Raw genomic sequence first — 20645 nt, forward strand, 5'->3', positions numbered from 1 at the left:
TGCTGAAACCTGAAATTTATTGGGGCTTGTTTGGCATTTTTTGTTTACGCAAATTATCCCATAGCCCCATCAATAACCCGATAATTAATCCTGCAACATGGGCGGCATTGGCGATGTTTAATGAAAATAGATCGAAATAGCCAACCAATAACCAAATGACAGAGATAGCGATTAATCCTCTGGGAGCACTAATTCCACGTTTGGGAGAAAGTTCACCGGTTAGCCAAACATACCCGATCAGGGCGTAGACGACACCGGACAATCCCCCGAAGTGAGATCCGCTGAACAATGATTGCGCCCAACCACTGAAAATCGCCGATATTATCGTGATTTCAAAAAGTTTGCCTCTCCCAATCTTCCGCTCTACCTGGCTGCCGAAATACCACCATAATGCAAGGTTAAAGAGGAGATGTGTCAGAGAAAAATGCAATAGGGCAGGGCTGAGCCAGCGCCATAACTCCAGATATTGGTTGCTGTTAGTCGGCCACGCCAGGCTGTTCATGACATCCGGTATACCTGCCATGATCGTCCAGAGGTAGACGAGGATACAGAGCAGGGTTATGGCAATCGTCAGCGGACCAGATTGGCTTTTGAGCGTATTCAAGTTCAGGCTGTTGTGATACTTGAAGGGGCTGACAGATTTGCCCGTTTGCCAACTTGCCGCCTGATAGCGTTCATTGAGTGGATCATGAGCAAAGTGGCGCAGCTCCTGTTCAACCCGACTGCGTTGGCTATCGTCTTCTAACCAGAGTTCAACTAATGGCGGCTCATTGGTAGGCTGCATGGTCAAATGAATGCCCTGCGTCGCCATATAATCAATAAAGGCCTGAGCCAGTCGAGGGTTGGATATTGAGGTGATATAGATCATTACTCGTCTTATCTCTGCCTTAAGTTGGCGTTAATTGCACTAAAGCGTCATTGGGTCTGGACAGCGTGAGGATAGTCCCTTTGCCAGACTTCAAAGCCACCATTGACACTATAAACCGTCTCAAAGCCTATATTGATCAGGTATTGTGCTGCTCCCTGACTGCTATGGCCGTGGTAGCACATCACCATGACGGGTTGGTCAAAATCGGCTTCCTGTAGAAAGCGATTTATTGTCTCATTTGAGAGATGAAACGCACCGGTTGCGTGTCCGGCATGGAAGCTTTGTGGATCGCGGATATCCACCATGACTGCGGTTTTATCGAGCCAATATTGGTAAGCCTGTTCAGAAGTTATCGTTTGAAAATGGTCCATAAATACTCAACGTAGTTTCTCAAATTTTCATTTTCAATAGGTTCATTTCTTAATAGCCGTCTGATATGAATTGACCGCCTTCCCAATATGACCATTGGGAAGGCGTAGAAATAGAGCTAGAAAATGTTAGAAACAAAAAAGGGTAAAAAAACTATCACGGTAAAACGTGTCAAAACAAGGATGAAAAATTAGTAATATGAATGCTCACCGCGCTGGTGTTCAGTCAGATCCCTCACGCCTTTTAATTCCGGGAACATCTGTAATAACTGCTTTTCGATTCCCTCTTTTAAGGTGACATCGACCATTGAACAGCCGTTACATCCACCACCGAATTGCAAAATAGCATAGCCTTCATGGGTGATTTCCATCAGACTAACACGCCCCCCATGCCCTGCCAGTTGTGGATTGATCTGCGATTGTAAGACATATTCAACACGATCAATCAATGGGGCATCATCTGCTACCTTACGCATTTTGGCGTTTGGGGCTTTCAGTGTCAGTTGGGAACCCAATTGATCGGTCACAAAATCAATGACGGCTTCTTCCAGAAAAGGGGCACTAATTTCATCAATATAAGCAGAAAGTTGATCGAACTTCAATTCGGTGTCAGTGGCTTCAACAGCATCCGGTGGGCAATAGGAAACGCCGCATTCAGCGGTTGGCGTTCCTGGATTAATGACAAAAACCCGGATCTGTGTACCCGGTTCTTGATTTGCCAGTAGCTTGGCAAAATGCGCTTGCGCTGCTTCAGTAATATTAATCATGACATTTGCTCAATAGTTGACTGTTCTAGTTGGTTATAATACGCCCATTTATAAAGGAACTACAAGGTTCGGCATATCGCCCAAGCCTGTACCGAGCGAACGCCAGCACGAATCATCAACTGTGAGGCCTCATGCAGTGTTGTGCCTGTCGTAATCACATCATCAAAAATCGCGACATGTTGGTTGGCAACATCCCCCTGCAATTGAAAGGCCTGCTTAAGATTGATTCTCCTCTGGGCGGCCGATAAGCCTCGTTGCGTGAGTGTAGCACGTGAACGTTGCAAAAAATCGGGTTGATAGGGACATTGCAGCCAATGTGAGAGGTAGCGGGTGATGAGATCAATATGATCGAACCCGCGTTGCCAGCGTTTTCTGCGATGCAGGGGAATGCCCAGTATGCGATCTGGCTTATGCCAGCGGCCTTCACGATAGCCCTGTAACCAATGCAGCAAAAACAAGCGCGCCAGCACGGGGGCGAGTTGTGGGGTATTGTGATACTTGTATCGTTGAATAAGCTGGCTTAATGGTGGCGTGTAATCTGTAATGGCAATCAAGTATTGCCACACCGGGGGATTTTTTATGCATCGCCCACAGGGAAGGTTGCCGGATACAGAAGGGAGTGCACAGCGCGGGCAGACATGTTGCAGCCGCTGTAAATGATGGTGGCAGATATCGCAGATCCCATGATGGGCAAAATACAAATGTTGTTGGCATAGCCAACAGTATCCAACCATTGTTAGCATAGTTTCCTTCCTTGGTGACCACAAATAATAGAGAGAATAACAATGAATCCGTTGTTTTGGCAGACAATTGGCGATGCACCACGTGATCTTGTGATGCTGCACGGATGGGGATTAAACGCTGAGGTTTGGCGTCCAGTGGCAATGCGATTGGCTTCGCATTTTCGTGTGCATCTGGTGGATTTGCCCGGCTATGGGCGTAGCCAACCGTATCCGGCGATGTCACTGGCGGACATGGCAGAGGTGGTATGGCAGCGAGCGCCAGCAAATGCCGTGTGGCTGGGCTGGTCTTTAGGCGGATTGGTGGCGAGCCGGATTGCGTTGGATCATCCGACACAGGTTGCGGGTTTGATCACCGTGGCATCTTCGCCGAAATTTAGTGCGGATGGCGATTGGCCGGGCATTAAACCGGAGGTCTTGAGTGCATTTGAGCATCAATTACGTGCTGATTTTCAAAAGACGGTTGAACGTTTTCTGGCTTTGCAGACGTTGGGAACAGACAGTGCGCGTCAGGATGCCCGGGTACTGAAATCAGTGATACTGAACCAGCCAATGCCAACCGTTGAAGTGCTAAATGCCGGTTTGGAAATCCTGCGCACTGACGATTTAAGGGCGGAATTGTCCCAACTTCAATTACCTTTCCTGCGCCTTTATGGTTATCTTGATGGATTAGTGCCGCGTAAAATTGCCTCGCAGCTTGATAAGGCATGGCCACATACGCACTCCGTTATCATGCGCAACGCTGCCCATGCTCCTTTTATTTCCCATCCTGATGAATTTGTTGAAATATTAACGAATTTTACTGCTGATGTTGGATGATAATTGCTGATCACTATTCTTCCTCTCTGATGTTAGCCCACAAGCTATGGATAATTTGAGCAATAGCAGAGAGGGAATTTAAACGATAAATGCGAACACAAAAACCACAATAGTAATGACTTTGACATTACAATTGTGGGTGGTATTCTTAACCACAATTCATTCACTTTGAGGTGAATTATGCAAACAACAAAACGTGACACATTAAATATTCGTATTAAGCCAGAAATTCGGAACCTGATAGACAGAGCAGCAGCCATTCAGGGGAAAAACCGCACCGATTTTATGCTGGAAGCAGCTTGCCGTATGGCAGAAGAGACATTGATTGAGCAGGCAATTATCATTGCCAATCCAGAAGCATATGCCGAGTTTTTGGCTCGTTTGGACATGCCACCCCAACCCAATAAACAGTTACGAGAAACCATGCAAATGGAAACGCCCTGGGGTAAAGAATTATGATAATTTCGGAACCGAAGCTTCTGGCTGACTATCATCATCTGGAAGCCTTTGATTCAGGAGTTGTTACACTCGATCAATGGCTGAAACATCGCGCGCTAAAAAATAACTTAACGGGCGCATCAAAAACCTATGTTGTATGTCATGAAAATCGAGTGCTGGCTTACTATTCTCTGGCAGCAAGCGCCATTATCATTGATTCTGCACCTGGTCATTTTAGGCGGAATATGCCTAATCCAATACCGGTTGTCGTTCTGGGACGTTTGGCGGTTGATCGGAAATTGCAGCGAAGAGGAGTGGGGCGAGCATTGGTGAAAGACGCTGCTTTAAGGGTAATACAAGCCGCTGATCTTATTGGGGTTCGTGGCATGATAATTCATGCACTTTCAGATGAAGCAAAATCATTTTATGAAGCTACCGGATTTGAACCATCGCCTTTAGACCCTATGCTATTGATGGCTACACTTACCGATTTAAAGGGAGCCTGTACAGATAGCTAATGACCAAAAAATGGAATAAACGGCACAACTTATATTGTTTATACCCGCGGCCTTTCAAGATGAGTCTGATATCTCCCGCTGCATAGGGAGATATCAACACTCTCATAGGTTGCGGGATGCAACTTGAAGTTGGATTGGTATATTCCATTCCTGATACGATTTAGTTCAGTCGAAATAAAAGACGTTTACCACCTTGTTCTGCCTGTTTATTTATTTGAATAAATCTCGGTTACAAATTCCGGTGTATTAACAAGAGTATCGAGAACAGGGCAGTTACTTTCGACAAAGGCAATAAAATCGCGGATCTCTTGTTCAGTATTATCGGCTTTAACATAAAACCTGGAGGTGATTTTTGAAAATCCCATCTTGGCGTTTTTATTTCTACCGGTGAAACCATCGGTATCCAGTTCCCCTTCCATTTTGACCTGAATATCGATCAAATTGATTTTATGCTTACGGGCAAAACTTTTTGCCACAATGCACTGACATGCACTGACATGCACCGAATGCAGAAAGTAATGCTTCCACTGGATTCATCGCCTCATCGGTTCCACCCAGGCTTTTGGGTTCGTCTACATGGAAGGTAAAATCTCGCGCTGAGCATTTCATTTTAAGATTGCCAATGGACTCAACGGTTGCAGTGAATAACTCTTTAGGCATGTTACTATCCTCAGGTTATTAATATAGGAATACCGCATGTCAGATAATGATAATAAAGAGATGATTTTTATATTTGATTAAAAAATTTTCACGTTCTTGCCCTGAACCAGTAGTCTTGCTACTGTTGTTTGTTAACTGTATATCAGCGATAAGATTAATGTAAAGAGAGTTGCAAATGAAGTTCGATCACTTTCACTCACCACTGCGTTGTTGATAAGGATTGAGGCTATGCTATCAGATACTTCAGCCGCCCCTAAGTTTATCCAGCAATACAAATACGCCACTCATGAATTAAATTTTCTTTACAATGTGTCAACTGAGTGGCATCAACATCCTTGTATTCAGCTCAGCCTATCCCTACATAATCATGAGTTATTGACCTTATCAATACAGGATAAGACTCATACCTCCCATGGCTTTCTGATTCGCTCAAACGTAATGCATAAGCTAGATTCATCCAATACCTGTAGCATTACGCTGCTCATTGAACCGATTGATGAGCACTACCATTTATTTAGCCATCTCACAGAAGATCTGGATATCATTTCGTTAGGGCATGATGACATTGTGGCAGTCACAAATTATCTCGTAAGGATGTTCCTTTGTGGTGAAAAACCAGATACATTCACTGCTTACCTATTGCTTAGACCACACCTGCCATGCCACTGTCGGTTTGATAAACGTATTTTGAAAGCGGTTGCGTTTATCGAATCGCTATCCGTAAAACGGATTTCATCCCGTCAAGTCGCTGATAAAATTTACCTTTCTGAAAGCCGTTTTTTACATCTTTTCCGCGATCAAGTGGGAATTAATTTTCGTGCTTACTTGCTATGGTTACGCTTAAGTGACGCTATTGAGGAAATTCAAATGACGGACTCCTTAACATCGATTGCTAATAACTGTGGTTTTTCTGATACAGCTCATTTTAGCCGAACATGCAAGATGGCTTATGGAATACGTCCTTCTGATCTTAAGCATATTATTCAACAAAACCTCAAGTTTAGCTGTAACACCGCGCAATGCCTCTATAACATCAATAAACAAGCAGTACATAATATTGCTGAGAGATAAAGTCAGCATGATGAAAAAGAAGTAAACCTCCGAATTATTTAGGCGATAAATTCGATTTGGCCAACCAAAGAATCAAGATTAGTGCTAGAAAAATAAAACCAAAGAGCCAGAAAATTTCGTTAGCTGCCAGAATTAAACTCTGGTTAGTGATTTTCTTCGCGAGAAAAGCGGTTGTCTGTAGGTCAGATAATCCCAATAGCTTGATATCCTGATAAGCTAAATCAACAAGGACGTTGTTTTGTATGATGTTTTCAGTAAGCTGGGAATGGTGAACCGCTTCACGTCGAGACCACAATGTATTCGTTAACGATGTACCTATCGATATCGCCAGGGTTCGAAAGAAGTTAAACAAGCTTCCTGCTGTAGCGATTTTGTCCTGGGGAATATTGGATAAAATAATCACGTTGAGTGGCATGATGAAACAGGCAATCGCTATCCCTTGTACAAATTGTGGCCATGCTGCGCTGGAAAAATCCATTCCAGACTCAAAAGTATGTGCTCGCCAAAAAAAGCAGAAAGAGAAGACAATAAAGCTAAGGGTGACTAAATAGCGCATATCAATTTTAGCACCAAATCGACCAATAACCGGAGCTAGAAAAATGGGAAGAATGCCGAGAGGCGCTAATGCAAACCCTGCCCAGGTAGCGGTATAGCCAAAAACTGTCTGTAATAACTGGGGCTGTAAGACTAGGACACCAATATGCAATAGAAATGCCAAACTGATACAAATAGTACCTATCGTAAAATTACGCGATTTAAACAGGGACAAATCCACAATCGGATTATCATCTGTCAATTCCCAAATGACAAACAGGATAATACCTATCGTTGCAATGATAGCCAGTACCATGATCTCGTTGGAATTAAACCAATCGAGTTCCTTCCCCCTGTCCAGCATCAGTTGTAAGCAACCAACACCAACAACGAGTAGAGCCAAGCCCACTTTATCAACCGGGATAACCTCAGTTTTTGTTTCGCGCTGACTTAACAGTACGTAAGTAACAAAAATAGCGATCAAACCGATGGGGACGTTGATCAAGAAAATCCATCCCCAATGGACGTTATCGCTAATCCATCCACCGAGGATAGGCCCACAAACAGGGGCGATTATGACGGTCATAGACCAAATGGCCAAAGCCATACTGTGTTGAGATTTAGGAAAATTTGCCAGTAGTAAGCTTTGCGATAAAGGTATGATGGGACCTGAAACTGCGCCTTGTATAATTCGGGTAACAATGAGCATTTCAAGGCTATTGGATATGCCACATAGCCAAGAAGAAATAATGAAAAGCACGGTCGAAATGACAAACAGTCGCACTTCCCCTATCCGTTTTGCCAGCCAACCCGTCAAGGGGATAGAGATCGCATTAGCAACACCAAATGACGTGATAACCCAAGTGCCTTGTGACACGGATGATCCAAGATCACCTGCAATAGTTGACAATGCTACGTTAGCAATCGTCAAATCCAAGATTTGCAGAAACGCGATAATCGCGAGAGACAGGATTAACCACCAGCGCTGGTTGGATGATAAAGGTTCCATAGCTGTGTGATCCTTAATTTTCATGGCTTGCATTGTTCTTTATGATTTGTTCAATAATTTCATCTGCTTCTTGACTCTCGAATGAAAGCACATCCGTTTGGTAAATAATCCGCTGCGAAGTTTTGTTAGCCAGGGTTGTACCTTCTGTTTTTCTGGTATCAACGGTTGCATGCATTGATAAACCGATCCGCAATGGGTTGAGGGCAACTTGTTCTGGGAGTAATTCAATGCGTACAGGGAGGCGCTGTACCACTTTAATCCAGTTACCTGTCGCGTTCTGGGCGGGAAGAATAGAGAAAGCGCTGCCGGTTCCTATATCCATACCTGTAACGCGCCCCTGATAAATAACGCTATCACCATAAAAATCGCTGACTAACTTGACGGGTTGCCCTAGGCGCATATTAGTGAACTGTACTTCCTTAAAATTCGCTTCAACCCATAATTGGTTAGAAGGGACGATTATCATCAATGGCGTAGATTGATTGATTTGGGCGCCGACTTGGACACTGCGACGTGATACATATCCACTTACCGGAGCGTAAATTTTGGTACGTTGCAGGGACAACCAGGCTTCCCGTAAATTGGATGCAGCCTTTTCTATATTAGGCTGCTTTTCTAGTGGTGTTCCCATGACCAACGCTTGATTAATTTTGTACTGTTGCATGGCGACTTTTAAATCTGCTTTGGCAATATCGACAGCCTTACGGGCGTGCTCCAGCTCTTCAACAGCAATGACATTGACCTTACCCAGTTTTTCCCGTCGCGCTAGATCACTTTTTAACTTGTCTAAGGTGAGCTGTTTTAATTCCACATTTGTCAGAAGTTTAGGATTACTAAGGATGCTTTTTTGTGTTTCACGCACGGCTTGAGCTAATACATGCTTACTCTTCTCGAAGGTATTCTCAGCATCGGTGCTGTCTAAGGTTAATAAAAGGTCACCTTGTTGAACAAAATCGGTATTATCAACATAAATATTTTTCACACTACCATGGGCTTGTGACATGACTTGAACTTGATTACCGACAACATAAGCATTATCTGTTGACTGGTAGAAACGCAAGACGGTATACCAGTAAAATAGGTAAGCCACACCAGCAAACAAAAAAAGTAATACAATAATAGAAAGTATTATTTTACGTTTTTTCTTATTATTTTTTATTTGTGGTTGCTCAGGCATTGTTTCTACTTGATTATTTCCCATGTTTGACTCCGATTAATTCAATTAATAAGCGCGTTCAAAATTTATACTGATATGCTATCGCTAGGCATTCATATTTTTCCTATAATAAATTTACCTTTCAGCTCAAATGAGAAATCAGCGCAACTGTCATCATTTTCTTAGCTTTTTCATTTCATATGATTCAAATGAAGACACCGTTCATAGAGTAAATTTCATGTTTAGGAATTCTGCCTGCTAATTTCTATACCAATCTAACTTCAAGTTGCCGTTTGAAAACCAACGAGAGTGTTTATATCTCCCCGCTACGCGGGGAGATATAAGACGCATCTTGAAAGGCGATTGGTATAAAAGGTACTCAATATATTTACTTTATAACTTAAGGATGTGATTGGATTGAATAATCTGGCTAAGGTGGATACATGTTCAAATCGACCGAATGGTATGAAAAATAAAGAAAGTAAATGGTGACGCTATAAAATAGTTAATTGCAAATAGTAACCAGAACCGGTTGAACGGATTTAACCAGGGCTGGTTTGACTTTTTCAGCTTACATTTGTAAGCTAATTTCTTTGCCGCATTCGAATAATGCTTACTGATAACATGGTAGAAAAACGCGAATCCTTCCTATATGAAAGAAAATTCTGAAGCTTCTGACCACAGTAAACTTATTTAATTGGTATCGGTGGTTCGCTACGCCCGCATCACTGATAGGGGTCTGTTTAAACTACAAGGAACCATCATGACATGAACAGTTGTCGAATCGTTATTACCGGCATGGGTGCCGTCTCTCCTTTAGGCTGTGGCGTAGAAAATATTTGGCGGCGTCTGCTGGCTGGGCAGTCAGGTATTCGTGCATTACCCGATGCTATTGCTGGTGATTTACCGGTAAAAGTGGGTGGCCAAGTACCAAATATGGCAGAAGATGCCGAAGCCGGTTTCAATCCTGACCTAAGTGTTGCATCGAAAGATCAAAAGAAAATGGATCGCTTCATTCTGCTGGCCATGGCTGCCGCTGATGAAGCGATTCTCCAAGCAGGTTGGGTTGCCGATACATCGGATAAACAAGAGCGTACTGCCACGGTTATTGCTTCGGGGATTGGCGGTTTTCCGGCGATCGCTCAAGCAGTACGCACCACTGATACCCGTGGAGCAAAACGCCTTTCTCCTTTTACCATCCCTTCGTTTTTAGTCAATCTGGCAGCGGGTCACGTCTCTATCAAACATGGTTTTAAAGGGCCGATTGGCGCGCCCGTTACTGCCTGTGCTGCTGGGATTCAGGCCATTGGCGATGCTGTGCGCATACTGCGCAGTGGTGAAGCGGATATTGCCCTGTGTGGTGGTGCAGAAGCGGCGATTGATACTGTCAGCCTAGGTGGTTTCGCCGCAGCCCGAGCCATGTCAACCGCCCCTGCCACTGCCGCAGCACAGGCTTCACGTCCCTTTGACGGTGCCCGTGACGGTTTTGTGATGGGCGAAGGGGCCGGTATGCTGGTAATTGAGACGTTGGAACATGCTACTGCACGTGGCGCGGAGCCTCTGGCTGAAATTGTCGGCTACGGCACTAGTGCGGATGCTTATCATCTGACCTCAGGGCCTGAGGATGGGGATGGCGCGTATCGGTCAATGAAGAACGCTTTAAAACAGGCGGGGGTACGCCCCGAACAAGTACAACATCTCAATGCCCACGCTACTTCTACACCAGTGGGCGATATAGGTGAGATTAATGCGATCAAACACCTGTTTGGTACCGACGGCAACATTGCTGTTACTTCAACCAAATCAGCTACTGGACACTTGCTGGGCGCCGCAGGTGGGTTGGAAACTATCTTCACTGCACTAGCGTTACGCGATCAGATCGCCCCGGCAACCCTTAACTTAGATAACCCTGATCCCACCGCTGCCGGTTTACATTTGGTAGCCAACCAGGCTGAGCCCATGGCAATCACCTATGCGTTATCCAACGGCTTTGGGTTTGGCGGGGTCAACGCCAGCATCTTGCTAAAACGCTGGCTGGGTTAGGCTGTGTCCTTAAGTGTCAGTGCTGAGGCGTGACATCAATTTATTTTTCCATATGAAAAGTTAAAACCACTGCCTGTAGTCGGTCAGCTTTAGCTGCAATACTGTGTTGTATGAAAGATGCAATGTGGATTGCAGCTACAGCAGTCATATTGTATTCCAAATTGAATATTATTTTGTGTGGGTAACGAAATATAGATATAACTTGCTGATAGATAAAGGGAAATCACCTGCCTTATGAATTTCATAAAGCAGGTGATTTCTTATTTTTTGACTGGAAGCTGATACGCTTTAGTGTCACATTTTTGTGTTTCTGGACACTGTTTGCAGCCTCCACTGAGGCAGGAGGAAATATCCACTTCCTCCAGTTTACCCATCATGACAAGCTGCCTGAGCATGGCTTCCACCATCGGTAGTGGTGCTGAAAACTGATGGCTCAATGCCCTGGCATCAGTTCGCCCATTGAGGGCAACCGCATCTCTGATTTTTAGCAGGTTCATCATTTATGGCACCTCATGGCTCCAGTTAGTGGCAGCTATTGTCTGAGCATTCGCAACTACGGTCAGTGGCGTTGTTGAATGTCACCGTAACCCGGCTGCGTGCGCGGCGTAAGCCAATAATGACCAGAATGTTAAACAAAATCACGGCCAGAATAGTGATCAAGCTACTTTGTGGGTGCGCTGAAAACGTGGTGATTTGATAAAACAGGGCTGCCAGAGAGTAAGCGACGTTCAATCCCCACAGAATGGAGAAGGTCATCCAGCCACGGCTGGTTTCACGGGCAATGGCTCCCATAACGGAAACGCACGGCACGTATAGCAGCACGAAAATCAGATAGCTGTAAGCGGAAATGGCAGAGCCAAATTTGGCGCTCATGGTTCCCATCGAGCTGCGATCCATATTGCCATCGCCTTTGCTGGCTTCTATTGGGTTGGAAAGCGCACTTAATGTGAAGGTTTCTTTCAGGCTATCCCAAGTTTCTGCGACCGCGTCTTTTAGCTGATCCAGTAAATTAAATTCATCTGGGTTGAATGAATCTTGAGTAAGATTTTCTGCGGTATATAGGGTATTCAAGGTTCCCACAACCACTTCTTTTGCCATCGCTCCGGTGATAAGCCCAACGGTTGCTTGCCAGTTATCGGTATGTACACCGATAGGTTGCAATACAGGGGTGAGCACCTTACTGACAGAAGCTAGCGCTGACTCGTTGATATTATCGACGGTCTTGCCGGAGAAGGAAAAACTGTTCAGGGCGCCAATCAACATACTCGCGGCGACAATCACCTTACCTGCGCGTATAACAAAGCCTTTCAGCCTCTGCCATGTCTGGAGCAGCAGCGTTTTGGCGTGGGGAACGTGATAGACCGGCAGCTCCATTACAAATGGTGAGGCTTCACCCCGCATTATTGTAAATTTGAGCAGCAGCCCTGTCAGAATGGCGATGACAATCCCCAGGATATACAGGGAGAAAACGATACTTGCGCCATCTTTGCCGAAGAAAGCCGCGGCAAAGACAGCAAAGATCGCCAGCCTGGCTCCGCAGGACATAAACGGCGCCATCATGATGGTAATCAAGCGCTCACGAGGGGCATCCAGTGTCCTTGAACCCATGACGGCAGGCACATTGCAACCAAAGCCCACAATCAAGGGTACAAAGGATTTACCCGGCAATCCCATTGCCTGCATCAGCCTGTCCATTACAAACGCCGCCCTGGCCATGTAGCCGGAGTCTTCCAGAAAAGAGAGGAACAGGTACATCATGCCAATTTGGGGAACCAACGGCAGTACCGTGTTGATGCCCCCACCAATTCCCTGTGCAAGAAACACTGTCAACCAATTCGGGAAATGGAGGGTATAGCCGAGCCATTGCATTCCATCAATGAAAATAGCGGTGGAAGCGCCATCAAAGATAGGCTGCAAGGCTCCACCGATATTGATGGCGAGCACAAACATCAGGTACATGACAAACAGGAAAATAGGCAATCCTAACCAGCGATTCAGGATAACGGTATCTAACGCTTGGGTCAGTTTGTTTGGTATGGCGGCATGGGTATCAATCACGGCCAGACAAATTTCACTGATGGTTTGATAACGGGAGCCTGCAATGATGAGGTCTGTCTCTTCAATTTGCTGTTTTTTTAAGCGTTCTTTGCTTTCCGCCAACTGTGCGTGAGTCAGGCCGGATACCTCACGGCCGTAAATATCCCCCTCCAGGACTTGCAAAGTCAGCCAGCGACGCTGTTGTGGCGTGAACTTTTCTGTGATCTGGCTGGAAAGATTGGAAATTTCCTGCAATAACGCATCAGGGTAATCAACCTGTACAGGGCTGCTATTCCGTGGGTAATTATCGATGGTTTTTTTCAGGACATCGATGCCTGTAGCACGGGTTGAAACCAGCGGAATAACCGGGCAGCCAAGGTGTTTCTCCAGTGCGGGAATATCAATATTGATGTGTTGACCTTGGGCGATATCCAGCATGTTCAGTGCAATGATGCAGGGGATCCCTAACTCAATCAATTGCAATGAGAGATAGAGATTACGCTCCAGATTCGACGCATCAACAACATTGATCAACATATCCGCTTCACCACTCAGGATATAGTGGCAGGCAATCTGTTCATCAATGGAGGTTTGCTCAGAAATAGTGGTAAGAGAATAAGTGCCAGGAAGGTCGACAAGAGCGACCTGATGGTCATCAGTAGCAAAATGGCCGGTTTTGCGTTCTACCGTAACACCCGCCCAGTTTCCCACTCGTTGGCGGGAGCCTGTAAGCTGGTTAAAAAGCGTTGTTTTGCCGGCATTGGGGTTACCAATCAGGCCTATAGTTAATTGTTTCATCATACTTTCTGCCAATCAAGGAAAGCGTATTCCGCCCCTTGGTTATACTTTCAGTACTCTGGTTATACTTGAGTACTCTGGTTATAAAACGGTATGGGTAATGGTCATTTTTGAAATCAATCGATCTGGCACCGTGCTAGTTCAGATCTTCGTGCAACATGAGAAATGCCAGGTCTTGTTTACGAAGCGTCAGGTGGACTCTGCGTGTTTCGATTTGTATTGGATCGCCCAATGGAGCGAAGCGAATGACCTGAAATGTTGAACCCGGTAACATGCCGAGTGACAGTAATTTTTGTCGGTAAGCTGGGGTAATCTCTGGAGAAAATCCCAGAATTTTATATCTACGTTCTGGAATAAGAACCATATAACTCTCCATTAGAACTGAAAAAATAAGTGATTATAAGAATTATTATCCTCAATAAAGGGATAACCACAAGGAAAAAGTATGGTAATTCCTCTGAATTATAATTGTTAATGATAATAATACGCAATTGCGATATTAACCATTTACATTAGATAATGCGGAATGAATTGATATGAATCAAATTAATGGTAAATTTATGGGAAATAAACCATGCCCAAGATTATTGAATTGACGGAAAATTTTTTCATTGATAAGCCCTGTTAATAAACAGGACTTATTGATTATTATTTTTTCATTAATTTAACCAATAATTTCTTGGTTTTTATTAACTTTTTGGCGGAGAAAGCAGTTCACTCAATGAAACCTGCACACGTTCATCATCTTGATGCTGGCTCCAGGCATCCGAATCGTATAGCCACCATGCCTGAACTTCCAACGCATAGAAACGGCGTATAGCGTGGCCTTGATAATCACTGATAGGACGCGCTTTTTTCTTTCTGATATTTTCATCAGGATACGTTTTTAAGAAAAAATAATCATAAGTTTCCTGTAGTTGCTCATCGGGAACCTGACGAGCATAACCAAGGAATTGAGCACCCGCCAGATCCAGCGTTGATTCAGGCAAGACTCGACTACGGTAGATTGTGCCGCTGACACGGGGATTGATACGTAATTCTTGCGAATGTCGGGTATCTTGCTTTGAATACCAGATGAGTGTCAGTGGGTTATATTTCGGAATATAGAACATCGTCGATGACCAGACGGAATCGGCATCTGGATTATGAGTGGAAAGGTTAAAGAAACGGATATTGCTGAGTAGATCAAAACTGCTTTGGATATATTTATTCATGGTTTTCCTCAACAGTATGAATATGTTCTTTATTTCTGGGATTTAATAACCCATTGGTTAAAAGAACATTAGGATATTATGGAGGGTTTATATTTTTATGTGATTCAATCAGTTCCCATTATGATGAGATTTATTGCAATATGATTATACGAAGTATTCATTAAAATATGCAGATGTCATCACCCATTCAAATTTATAACGTCAGCAATAAATAGAATCATAATAATGAAAATCAGGGCTTTTTTCGGATATTAAAAATCCTGAACTGGCACAATGGCACCAGTCCAGGAAATCATTTACGTCATATTAATTAACGTTTTTTGTTAAAGGCCGCGGCCAATGCATCGCTCATGGCGCTGTTTAAAGGCGCGGAGCCTGAACGCGAATTATGGCGGTTTTTGCCATTGTTGCTGTTGTTGCGGTTGCGCTCTTGGCGGTTACCGCCTTGAGGGGCACGGCGTGCTTGTGTTTCGCCGGGTTGCTCATCAAGACGCATCGTCAGTGCAATACGTTTGCGGTTGAGATCAACATCCATGACTTTCACTTTCACGATGTCGCCGGTTTTGACCACGGTGTGTGGATCTTCCACAAAGCGATCGGAGAGAGAGGAGATATGGACCAGGCCATCCTGATGGACACCGATGTCCACAAATGCACCGAAATTGGTCACGTTAGTGACAGTACCTTCCAAGATCATGCCTGTTTGCAGATCGTTCATGGTTTCAACGCCATCGGCAAATGTGGCTGTCTTAAATTCAGGACGTGGATCGCGACCTGGTTTTTCCAGCTCTTTCAGGATATCCGTGACGGTTGGAATACCGAATTTTTCTGTGGTGAACGCCTGCGCGTTCAAATGACGCAGGTTAGCCGGGTTACCCATCAATTCAGACAAGGTTTGCTTGGTGGTGACCAGGATCTTCTCAACCACAGGATAGGCTTCCGGGTGAACCGTTGAAGCGTCCAGAGGGTTATCACCCTGATTGATGCGCAGGAAGCCCGCACATTGCAGGAAGGCTTTGGGTCCCAGACGGTTAACTTTCAATAGTTGGTTACGGTCGCCAAAACGTCCGTTTTCGTCGCGCCAGTTCACGATATTTTGGGCGACGGTACGGGTCAGGCCAGCAACGCGAGTCAGCAAGGCGACAGAGGCAGTATTCAGGTCAACACCGACGCTGTTTACACAGTCTTCAACCACGTTATCCAGTTTTTTGGCAAGCAAGGTTTGGCTGACATCATGCTGGTATTGACCCACCCCGATGGATTTTGGTTCAATTTTCACCAACTCAGCCAGCGGATCTTGCAGGCGGCGGGCGATAGAGACGGCACCACGCAGGGAAACATCCAAATCAGGAAATTCTTGGGCCGCCAATTCAGACGCGGAATAGACAGAGGCTCCCGCTTCGCTGACCACGACCTTCTGGGCGGTGACGTCAGGATACTGTTTCTGGACGTTGGCAAAGAAACGCTCGGTTTCACGGGAGGCGGTGCCGTTGCCAATTGCCACTAATTGCACTTGGTGTTTGGTGCACAAAGCTGCGACGGTGGCTGCCGCTTTATTTTCCTGTCCGGTGTGTGGATAAATGGTGTCGGTGGCCAGTAGTTTGCCGGTTGCATCAACCACGGCGACTTTTACCCCGGTACGCAGGCCTGGATCCAATCCCATTGTTGTGCTCATGCCCGCCGGTGCCGCCATCAGCAAGTCGTGCAGGTTACGGGCGAATACATTGATCGCCTCGTTTTCGGCCTTCTCGCGCAGCGTGCCCATCAATTCGGTTTCCAGATGCAGCAACACCTTGATGCGCCACGTCCAGCTCACCACCACTTTGCGCCAATTGTCAGCCGGTGCATTGTTCAGGCGCAGGTTAAGGTGATCGGTAATAATCTGTTCGCAGTAGCTCTCTTTGGGGGCTTCCTCAAATTGCGGATCGGCATTCAAAGCGAGTTGCAAAATGCCTTCATTGCGTCCACGGAACATCGCCAGGGCACGGTGAGAAGGCACTGTGGCGATGGCTTCGTGGTGATCGAAATAATCGCTGAATTTGGCACCCTCTTCCTCTTTGCCTTCGACAACCTTGGCGACCAGATGGGCATTTTTCCATAAATATTCACGTACCTTCGCCAACAAAGCGGCATCTTCGGCAAAACGCTCCATCAGGATATAACGTGCGCCATCCAATGCCGCTTTGGTGTCCGCAACACCCTTGTCAGCATCAACATAGGCGGCGGCTGCCAGCTCTGGCTCTTGTTGCGGATCTTGCCATAGCAGATCGGCCAGCGGCTCCAATCCGGCTTCAATGGCCGTTTGTCCACGAGTACGGCGTTTAGGTTTATAAGGTAGGTACAGATCTTCCAACTCGGTCTTGCTCAGCGTAGCGTTAATCGCGTCTGCAAGCTCAACTGTTAACTTTCCCTGTTCCTCAATCGATTTCAGAATAGTCTGACGGCGGCTCGACAGTTCACGCAGATAACCAAGACGGCTTTCGAGTTGGCGAAGCTGTGTGTCATCCAGGCCACCGGTGGCCTCTTTACGGTAACGGGCGATAAAGGGAACGGTGTTTCCCTCATCAAGCAGGGTGATGGCAGCCTGGACTTGCTGTGGTTGAGCTTGTAGCTCACTGGCAATGATTCGACTTAAAGATTCATTCATAGTCTGTTTTCTTCAACTTCCTTAGGGCCTGTAGACGTCTTGAGACATCGTTAGACAGAGCCGGATAAGATCAAATTTCATCTGAAATAATATCGGCATGGTTCAAACTGGCTCCATTTATACGTGCTGCGCACGATAATTTCCAGTTTAGCGCGATATTTCGGTCATGTTGCAATGGAATTCATCAAATATCTACTGGGTTGGGGTTGGGGTGATGAGATATAGTACTCCGCCATTAATCATATTTTCTCAAGTGAGTTTTTTCATGGCCAAGAGTCACTATATTACCCGAAAGGGGTGGCATGCGCTTGATCAGGAACTGAAATATCTTTGGAAAGTTGAACGTCCTAAAGTCACACAGGCTGTTTCAGATGCGGCTGCGTTGGGGGATCGTTCAGAGAATGCAGAGTACATTTATGGTAAAAAAAGGTTAAGGGAAATTGACCGCCGGGTACGTTTTTTGTCCAAACGCCTGGATGTATTGCAAATTGTCGATCCTGACCCGCGACAAGAAGGGAAAGTCTTTTTTGGGGCATGGGTAAAAGTTGAAAACGAGAATGGGGAAGAACAGATTTTTCGTTTGGTGGGACCGGATGAATTCGAGCCGGCCAAAAAATGGATCTCCATTGATTCACCGGTGGCAAGGGCGTTACTGGGTAAGCAGGTTGAGGATGAAGTCACGGTGATGACGCCCAATGGCGTGGTGACTTACTGGATACTGGAAATTAGTTATCAGCCTTTGGCATAAGTCATGGCGATTGTTGTATGAAAAGATAAGTTGTACGGAAAGATAAGTTATACGGAAATAGGCGTTGACGGAAATAGGGAGAACAAGGATAGAAAACCGAAGCATAAGCAATGATTGCTAATGCCATGAGTGGCCTTAAAATACATGCGGCTAATTCTCTATTGGCGTTATGGGTTTTCTGTGAAAGTGATGGATGTTGCGGGCATGGAGCATCTTGGGAGCTGAAACATGCAAGAGAGTTATAAGATCCTTGTTGTTGATGATGATATGCGCTTGCGGGCGTTATTGGAACGTTACTTATCCGATCAGGGATTTCAAGTGCGTAGCGCAGCAAATGCAGAGCAGATGGATCGTTTATTGACCAGAGAATCTATTCAATTGATTATCCTGGATTTAATGTTGCCAGGCGAAGATGGATTGTCTATCTGTCGAAGGCTAAGAAGCCAGCATAATTCGATCCCAATCATCATGATATCCGCGAAAGGGGAAGAGGTTGATCGGATTGTTGGACTCGAAATTGGCGCCGATGATTATCTGGCTAAGCCTTTTAACCCGCGTGAATTGTTGGCCCGTATGCGAGCTGTTTTGCGGCGACAAGCCAATGAATTGCCGGGTGCGCCGACGCCGGATGACGCGGTAATCAAGTTTGGAAAATTTAAACTTGATCTCGGAACACGTGAAATGTTTCATCAAGATGAATTGTTACCTTTGACCAGTGGGGAGTTTTCCGTGCTGAAAGTGTTGGTTTCTCATCCACGTGAGCCATTATCACGGGATAAATTGATGAGTTTGGCCAGGGGACGAGAATACGGTGCAATGGAACGCTCTATTGATGTCCAGATTTCCCGCCTGCGTCGTCTGATTGAAGAAGATCCCACCCATCCGCGTTATATCCAGACAGTTTGGGGGTTGGGATACGTTTTTGTGCCTGATGGAAGCAAGGCATGAAAAAGCCCAGTGTGAAAAAGTCTTGGCTTTCTCTGCGTATTTTGTTTTCCCATATCCTGTATTGGGTGCTGGGCAGCTTGCTGTTCAGCGCTTTAGTCACCTTGTTGCTAGTGGTGTTAGAAGAGTTCCCTTTTAACGCAGTATTTCCCTATCTCTTTATCAGTGTCTTTACGGTGGCATTGTCCATGTGCGTGATGTTCTGGCGATATTCTGCTATCCAGAAACAGGCTTTGGAGGCCATGCAAAAAACCGTCATCAACATAAGAAAGGGAAGAAGGGGAGCATCATTGCCTGAAATGGGGACGCCCGCTATTCGTTCCATGATTCGGGCACTTAACCAGTTGTCAACGGAACTGAAATCACAGGAAAGTGATCAGGCGGTATTAATCGCTGGCGTGAGCCATGACCTGCGCACCCCGCTTACCCGCATTCGTCTGGCAATGGAAATGATGGAGGGAAAAGACGATTTTCTGACGGAATCCATTCATCAGGATATTGAAGAGTGCAATGCCATGATTGATCAGTTCATTGATTATCAGCGGGTGGGGCAGGAGATGCCGATAACATGTTGTGAATTGAATGGGCTGCTTGAAGAGGTAATTACAGCAGAGCAGCGTTGTGCGGCAGATGCAGAGATTGAAAATCGCTTAGCGACCGGTTCGATTTTCATTTTAGCCCATCCCCTTTCCATCAAGCGTGTCCTGAGCAATATGTTCACGAATGCCCGACGTTATGGCAATGGCTGGATACGCATCAGTAGTGGCTCAACAGAAAAATTTGGTTGGTTTCAGGTCGAGGACAACGGTACAGGAATGACGAAAGAAGAAGCCGCGGTTTTATTCCAGCCGTTTATGCAAGGCTTTCGACCCTATAGCCTCCAGCGCTACAATATTTGCAACAGTCATCACAACCGTCATAGAAGTGAAATGAACAGCGGTGTGGGGCTGGGGCTGGCGATCATACGCCGTATCATTGATCTCCACGGGGGAGAGATTCAGGTGGGGAGCAGTGAAAGAGGGGGGCTATCCATTCGCGTCTATATTCCATTGAGTGCAACATGAGAATTGCATTCAACGAAGAATAAGGTACTGCTGGAACTTTAATACCGCTTGTTTAAGTGAAAGCGGTTTTTCTTTTGCCAAGCGTGTTATCTCCAGTTGCACTAGACGATGTCGTCATGAGATTTTCAGCCAAAGAACAAGGCAACGGATTTGCACTGCGGCAAGAAAAGACGCGCTATTTTTTGCATAGCGAGTGGCTAT

General features: G+C 45.6%; 21 protein-coding genes and 2 pseudogenes. 9 read left to right on the forward strand and 14 right to left on the reverse strand.

Going from position 1 to position 20645, the window contains the following annotated elements; translation table 11 throughout:
* Window positions 1-16 precede the first annotated feature (16 nt).
* The 4 genes from glpG to gntX form a co-directional block, all read right to left on the reverse strand.
* Window positions 17-868: a rhomboid family intramembrane serine protease GlpG gene (glpG, locus tag Xkoz_RS06495; protein WP_099141394.1), complete on the reverse strand. Its 852-nt coding sequence runs from the start codon at window positions 866-868 to the stop codon at window positions 17-19.
* A 47-nt stretch (window positions 869-915) separates the two neighbouring features.
* Entirely contained in the window at window positions 916-1239 is a 324-nt protein-coding gene (gene glpE, locus Xkoz_RS06500) for a thiosulfate sulfurtransferase GlpE (protein ID WP_099141395.1), read from the reverse strand.
* A gap of 188 nt (window positions 1240-1427) precedes the next feature.
* Window positions 1428-2003, reverse strand: coding sequence for a Fe-S biogenesis protein NfuA (nfuA, locus tag Xkoz_RS06505; protein WP_099141396.1), 576 nt, complete (start codon window positions 2001-2003; stop codon window positions 1428-1430).
* A gap of 59 nt (window positions 2004-2062) precedes the next feature.
* Window positions 2063-2746, reverse strand: coding sequence for a DNA utilization protein GntX (gene gntX / locus Xkoz_RS06510; protein ID WP_099141397.1), 684 nt, complete (start codon window positions 2744-2746; stop codon window positions 2063-2065).
* Window positions 2747-2788: 42 nt separating this feature from the next.
* Between gntX and bioH the strand changes: the two genes are divergently transcribed.
* From bioH to Xkoz_RS06525, 3 genes are all read left to right on the forward strand, one after another.
* Window positions 2789-3562 (forward strand): pimeloyl-ACP methyl ester esterase BioH, encoded by a 774-nt coding sequence (gene bioH / locus Xkoz_RS06515; protein ID WP_099141398.1) that lies wholly within the window; start codon window positions 2789-2791, stop codon window positions 3560-3562.
* Window positions 3563-3742: 180 nt separating this feature from the next.
* On the forward strand, window positions 3743-4021 hold the full coding sequence (locus Xkoz_RS06520) for a type II toxin-antitoxin system TacA family antitoxin (RefSeq protein ID WP_099141399.1): 279 nt from the start codon (window positions 3743-3745) through the stop codon (window positions 4019-4021).
* Window positions 4021-4518, forward strand: coding sequence for a GNAT family N-acetyltransferase (locus tag Xkoz_RS06525; RefSeq protein ID WP_422646082.1), 498 nt, complete (start codon window positions 4021-4023; stop codon window positions 4516-4518). Before Xkoz_RS06520 ends, Xkoz_RS06525 begins: the two co-directional genes overlap by 1 nt.
* 206 nt (window positions 4519-4724) lie before the next feature.
* On the opposite strand, the gene Xkoz_RS22590 is transcribed toward Xkoz_RS06525, so the two are convergent.
* Together Xkoz_RS22590 and Xkoz_RS22595 are read right to left on the reverse strand one after the other, a co-directional pair.
* Window positions 4725-4994, reverse strand: coding sequence for an OsmC family protein (locus Xkoz_RS22590; protein ID WP_244183411.1), 270 nt, complete (start codon window positions 4992-4994; stop codon window positions 4725-4727).
* Window positions 4972-5178, reverse strand: a complete 207-nt coding sequence (locus Xkoz_RS22595; RefSeq protein WP_244183412.1) for an OsmC family protein — start codon at window positions 5176-5178, stop codon at window positions 4972-4974. The genes Xkoz_RS22590 and Xkoz_RS22595 overlap by 23 nt, the downstream gene beginning before the upstream one ends.
* 228 nt (window positions 5179-5406) lie before the next feature.
* Here Xkoz_RS22595 and Xkoz_RS06535 point away from each other — a divergent pair, with 228 nt between their 5' ends.
* Entirely contained in the window at window positions 5407-6249 is an 843-nt protein-coding gene (locus tag Xkoz_RS06535; protein ID WP_099141401.1) for a helix-turn-helix transcriptional regulator, read from the forward strand.
* Window positions 6250-6283: 34 nt separating this feature from the next.
* Here the strand turns inward: Xkoz_RS06535 and Xkoz_RS06540 are convergent, their stop codons facing one another.
* Window positions 6284-7816, reverse strand: a complete 1533-nt coding sequence (locus Xkoz_RS06540) for a DHA2 family efflux MFS transporter permease subunit (protein WP_422646081.1) — start codon at window positions 7814-7816, stop codon at window positions 6284-6286.
* Window positions 7806-8993 carry a multidrug efflux MFS transporter periplasmic adaptor subunit EmrA gene (emrA, locus tag Xkoz_RS06545; RefSeq protein ID WP_099141402.1) on the reverse strand — a complete coding sequence of 396 codons (1188 nt, stop codon included), beginning with the start codon at window positions 8991-8993 and terminating at the stop codon, window positions 7806-7808. Before emrA ends, Xkoz_RS06540 begins: the two co-directional genes overlap by 11 nt.
* A 723-nt stretch (window positions 8994-9716) precedes the next feature.
* On the opposite strand from emrA, the gene fabF reads away from it, so the two are divergent.
* Complete coding sequence (fabF, locus tag Xkoz_RS06550) at window positions 9717-10991, forward strand: beta-ketoacyl-ACP synthase II (protein WP_099141403.1); 1275 nt, start codon at window positions 9717-9719, stop codon at window positions 10989-10991.
* A 124-nt stretch (window positions 10992-11115) separates the two neighbouring features.
* Window positions 11116-11199: pseudogene (locus Xkoz_RS06555) on the forward strand (IS200/IS605 family transposase); the annotation flags it as partial.
* Between the two features lie 52 nt (window positions 11200-11251).
* Here Xkoz_RS06555 and Xkoz_RS06560 read toward each other — a convergent pair.
* The 5 genes from Xkoz_RS06560 to Xkoz_RS06580 form a co-directional block, all read right to left on the reverse strand.
* The gene (locus Xkoz_RS06560) at window positions 11252-11491 is read right to left on the reverse strand and encodes a FeoC-like transcriptional regulator (protein WP_099141404.1); all 240 of its coding nucleotides are present in this window, start codon (window positions 11489-11491) and stop codon (window positions 11252-11254) included.
* A gap of 22 nt (window positions 11492-11513) precedes the next feature.
* Window positions 11514-13826 carry a Fe(2+) transporter permease subunit FeoB gene (gene feoB / locus Xkoz_RS06565; protein WP_099141405.1) on the reverse strand — a complete coding sequence of 771 codons (2313 nt, stop codon included), beginning with the start codon at window positions 13824-13826 and terminating at the stop codon, window positions 11514-11516.
* Between the two features lie 136 nt (window positions 13827-13962).
* Window positions 13963-14190: a ferrous iron transporter A gene (gene feoA, locus Xkoz_RS06570; RefSeq protein ID WP_099141406.1), complete on the reverse strand. Its 228-nt coding sequence runs from the start codon at window positions 14188-14190 to the stop codon at window positions 13963-13965.
* A gap of 325 nt (window positions 14191-14515) precedes the next feature.
* Window positions 14516-15040, reverse strand: coding sequence for a pyridoxamine 5'-phosphate oxidase family protein (locus Xkoz_RS06575; protein ID WP_099141407.1), 525 nt, complete (start codon window positions 15038-15040; stop codon window positions 14516-14518).
* Window positions 15041-15350: 310 nt separating this feature from the next.
* Window positions 15351-17687: a Tex family protein gene (locus Xkoz_RS06580; protein WP_099141408.1), complete on the reverse strand. Its 2337-nt coding sequence runs from the start codon at window positions 17685-17687 to the stop codon at window positions 15351-15353.
* 265 nt (window positions 17688-17952) lie between these two features.
* Between Xkoz_RS06580 and greB the strand changes: the two genes are divergently transcribed.
* From greB to Xkoz_RS06595, 3 genes are all read left to right on the forward strand, one after another.
* Complete coding sequence (gene greB / locus Xkoz_RS06585; RefSeq protein ID WP_099141419.1) at window positions 17953-18435, forward strand: transcription elongation factor GreB; 483 nt, start codon at window positions 17953-17955, stop codon at window positions 18433-18435.
* 228 nt (window positions 18436-18663) lie between these two features.
* Entirely contained in the window at window positions 18664-19383 is a 720-nt protein-coding gene (ompR, locus tag Xkoz_RS06590) for an osmolarity response regulator transcription factor OmpR (protein ID WP_099141409.1), read from the forward strand.
* A complete protein-coding gene (locus Xkoz_RS06595; RefSeq protein ID WP_244183413.1) occupies window positions 19380-20444 on the forward strand; it encodes an ATP-binding protein in 1065 nt (354 codons plus the stop codon). Before ompR ends, Xkoz_RS06595 begins: the two co-directional genes overlap by 4 nt.
* Window positions 20445-20558: 114 nt before the next feature.
* Here the strand turns inward: Xkoz_RS06595 and Xkoz_RS06600 are convergent.
* Window positions 20559-20645 (reverse strand): annotated as a pseudogene (locus tag Xkoz_RS06600) (IS5/IS1182 family transposase); the annotation flags it as partial.

The sequence above is a fragment of the Xenorhabdus kozodoii genome (genome assembly GCF_002632875.1).
GTDB lineage: Bacteria > Pseudomonadota > Gammaproteobacteria > Enterobacterales > Enterobacteriaceae > Xenorhabdus > Xenorhabdus kozodoii.

Excerpts from the sequence above, each read along its gene's own strand:
- glpG (WP_099141394.1), bottom strand. The coding sequence starts at position 868 with ATGATCTATATCACCTCAATATCCAACCCTCGACTGGCTCAGGCCTTT.
- glpE (WP_099141395.1), bottom strand. The coding sequence starts at position 1,239 with ATGGACCATTTTCAAACGATAACTTCTGAACAGGCTTACCAATATTGG.
- nfuA (WP_099141396.1), bottom strand. The coding sequence starts at position 2,003 with ATGATTAATATTACTGAAGCAGCGCAAGCGCATTTTGCCAAGCTACTG.
- gntX (WP_099141397.1), bottom strand. The coding sequence starts at position 2,746 with ATGCTAACAATGGTTGGATACTGTTGGCTATGCCAACAACATTTGTAT.
- bioH (WP_099141398.1), top strand. The coding sequence starts at position 2,789 with ATGAATCCGTTGTTTTGGCAGACAATTGGCGATGCACCACGTGATCTT.
- Xkoz_RS06520 (WP_099141399.1), top strand. The coding sequence starts at position 3,743 with ATGCAAACAACAAAACGTGACACATTAAATATTCGTATTAAGCCAGAA.
- Xkoz_RS22595 (WP_244183412.1), bottom strand. The coding sequence starts at position 5,178 with ATGCCTAAAGAGTTATTCACTGCAACCGTTGAGTCCATTGGCAATCTT.
- Xkoz_RS06535 (WP_099141401.1), top strand. The coding sequence starts at position 5,407 with ATGCTATCAGATACTTCAGCCGCCCCTAAGTTTATCCAGCAATACAAA.
- Xkoz_RS06540 (WP_422646081.1), bottom strand. The coding sequence starts at position 7,816 with ATGAAAATTAAGGATCACACAGCTATGGAACCTTTATCATCCAACCAG.
- emrA (WP_099141402.1), bottom strand. The coding sequence starts at position 8,993 with ATGGGAAATAATCAAGTAGAAACAATGCCTGAGCAACCACAAATAAAA.
- fabF (WP_099141403.1), top strand. The coding sequence starts at position 9,717 with ATGAACAGTTGTCGAATCGTTATTACCGGCATGGGTGCCGTCTCTCCT.
- Xkoz_RS06560 (WP_099141404.1), bottom strand. The coding sequence starts at position 11,491 with ATGATGAACCTGCTAAAAATCAGAGATGCGGTTGCCCTCAATGGGCGA.
- feoB (WP_099141405.1), bottom strand. The coding sequence starts at position 13,826 with ATGAAACAATTAACTATAGGCCTGATTGGTAACCCCAATGCCGGCAAA.
- feoA (WP_099141406.1), bottom strand. The coding sequence starts at position 14,190 with ATGGTTCTTATTCCAGAACGTAGATATAAAATTCTGGGATTTTCTCCA.
- Xkoz_RS06575 (WP_099141407.1), bottom strand. The coding sequence starts at position 15,040 with ATGAATAAATATATCCAAAGCAGTTTTGATCTACTCAGCAATATCCGT.
- Xkoz_RS06580 (WP_099141408.1), bottom strand. The coding sequence starts at position 17,687 with ATGAATGAATCTTTAAGTCGAATCATTGCCAGTGAGCTACAAGCTCAA.
- greB (WP_099141419.1), top strand. The coding sequence starts at position 17,953 with ATGGCCAAGAGTCACTATATTACCCGAAAGGGGTGGCATGCGCTTGAT.
- ompR (WP_099141409.1), top strand. The coding sequence starts at position 18,664 with ATGCAAGAGAGTTATAAGATCCTTGTTGTTGATGATGATATGCGCTTG.
- Xkoz_RS06595 (WP_244183413.1), top strand. The coding sequence starts at position 19,380 with ATGAAAAAGCCCAGTGTGAAAAAGTCTTGGCTTTCTCTGCGTATTTTG.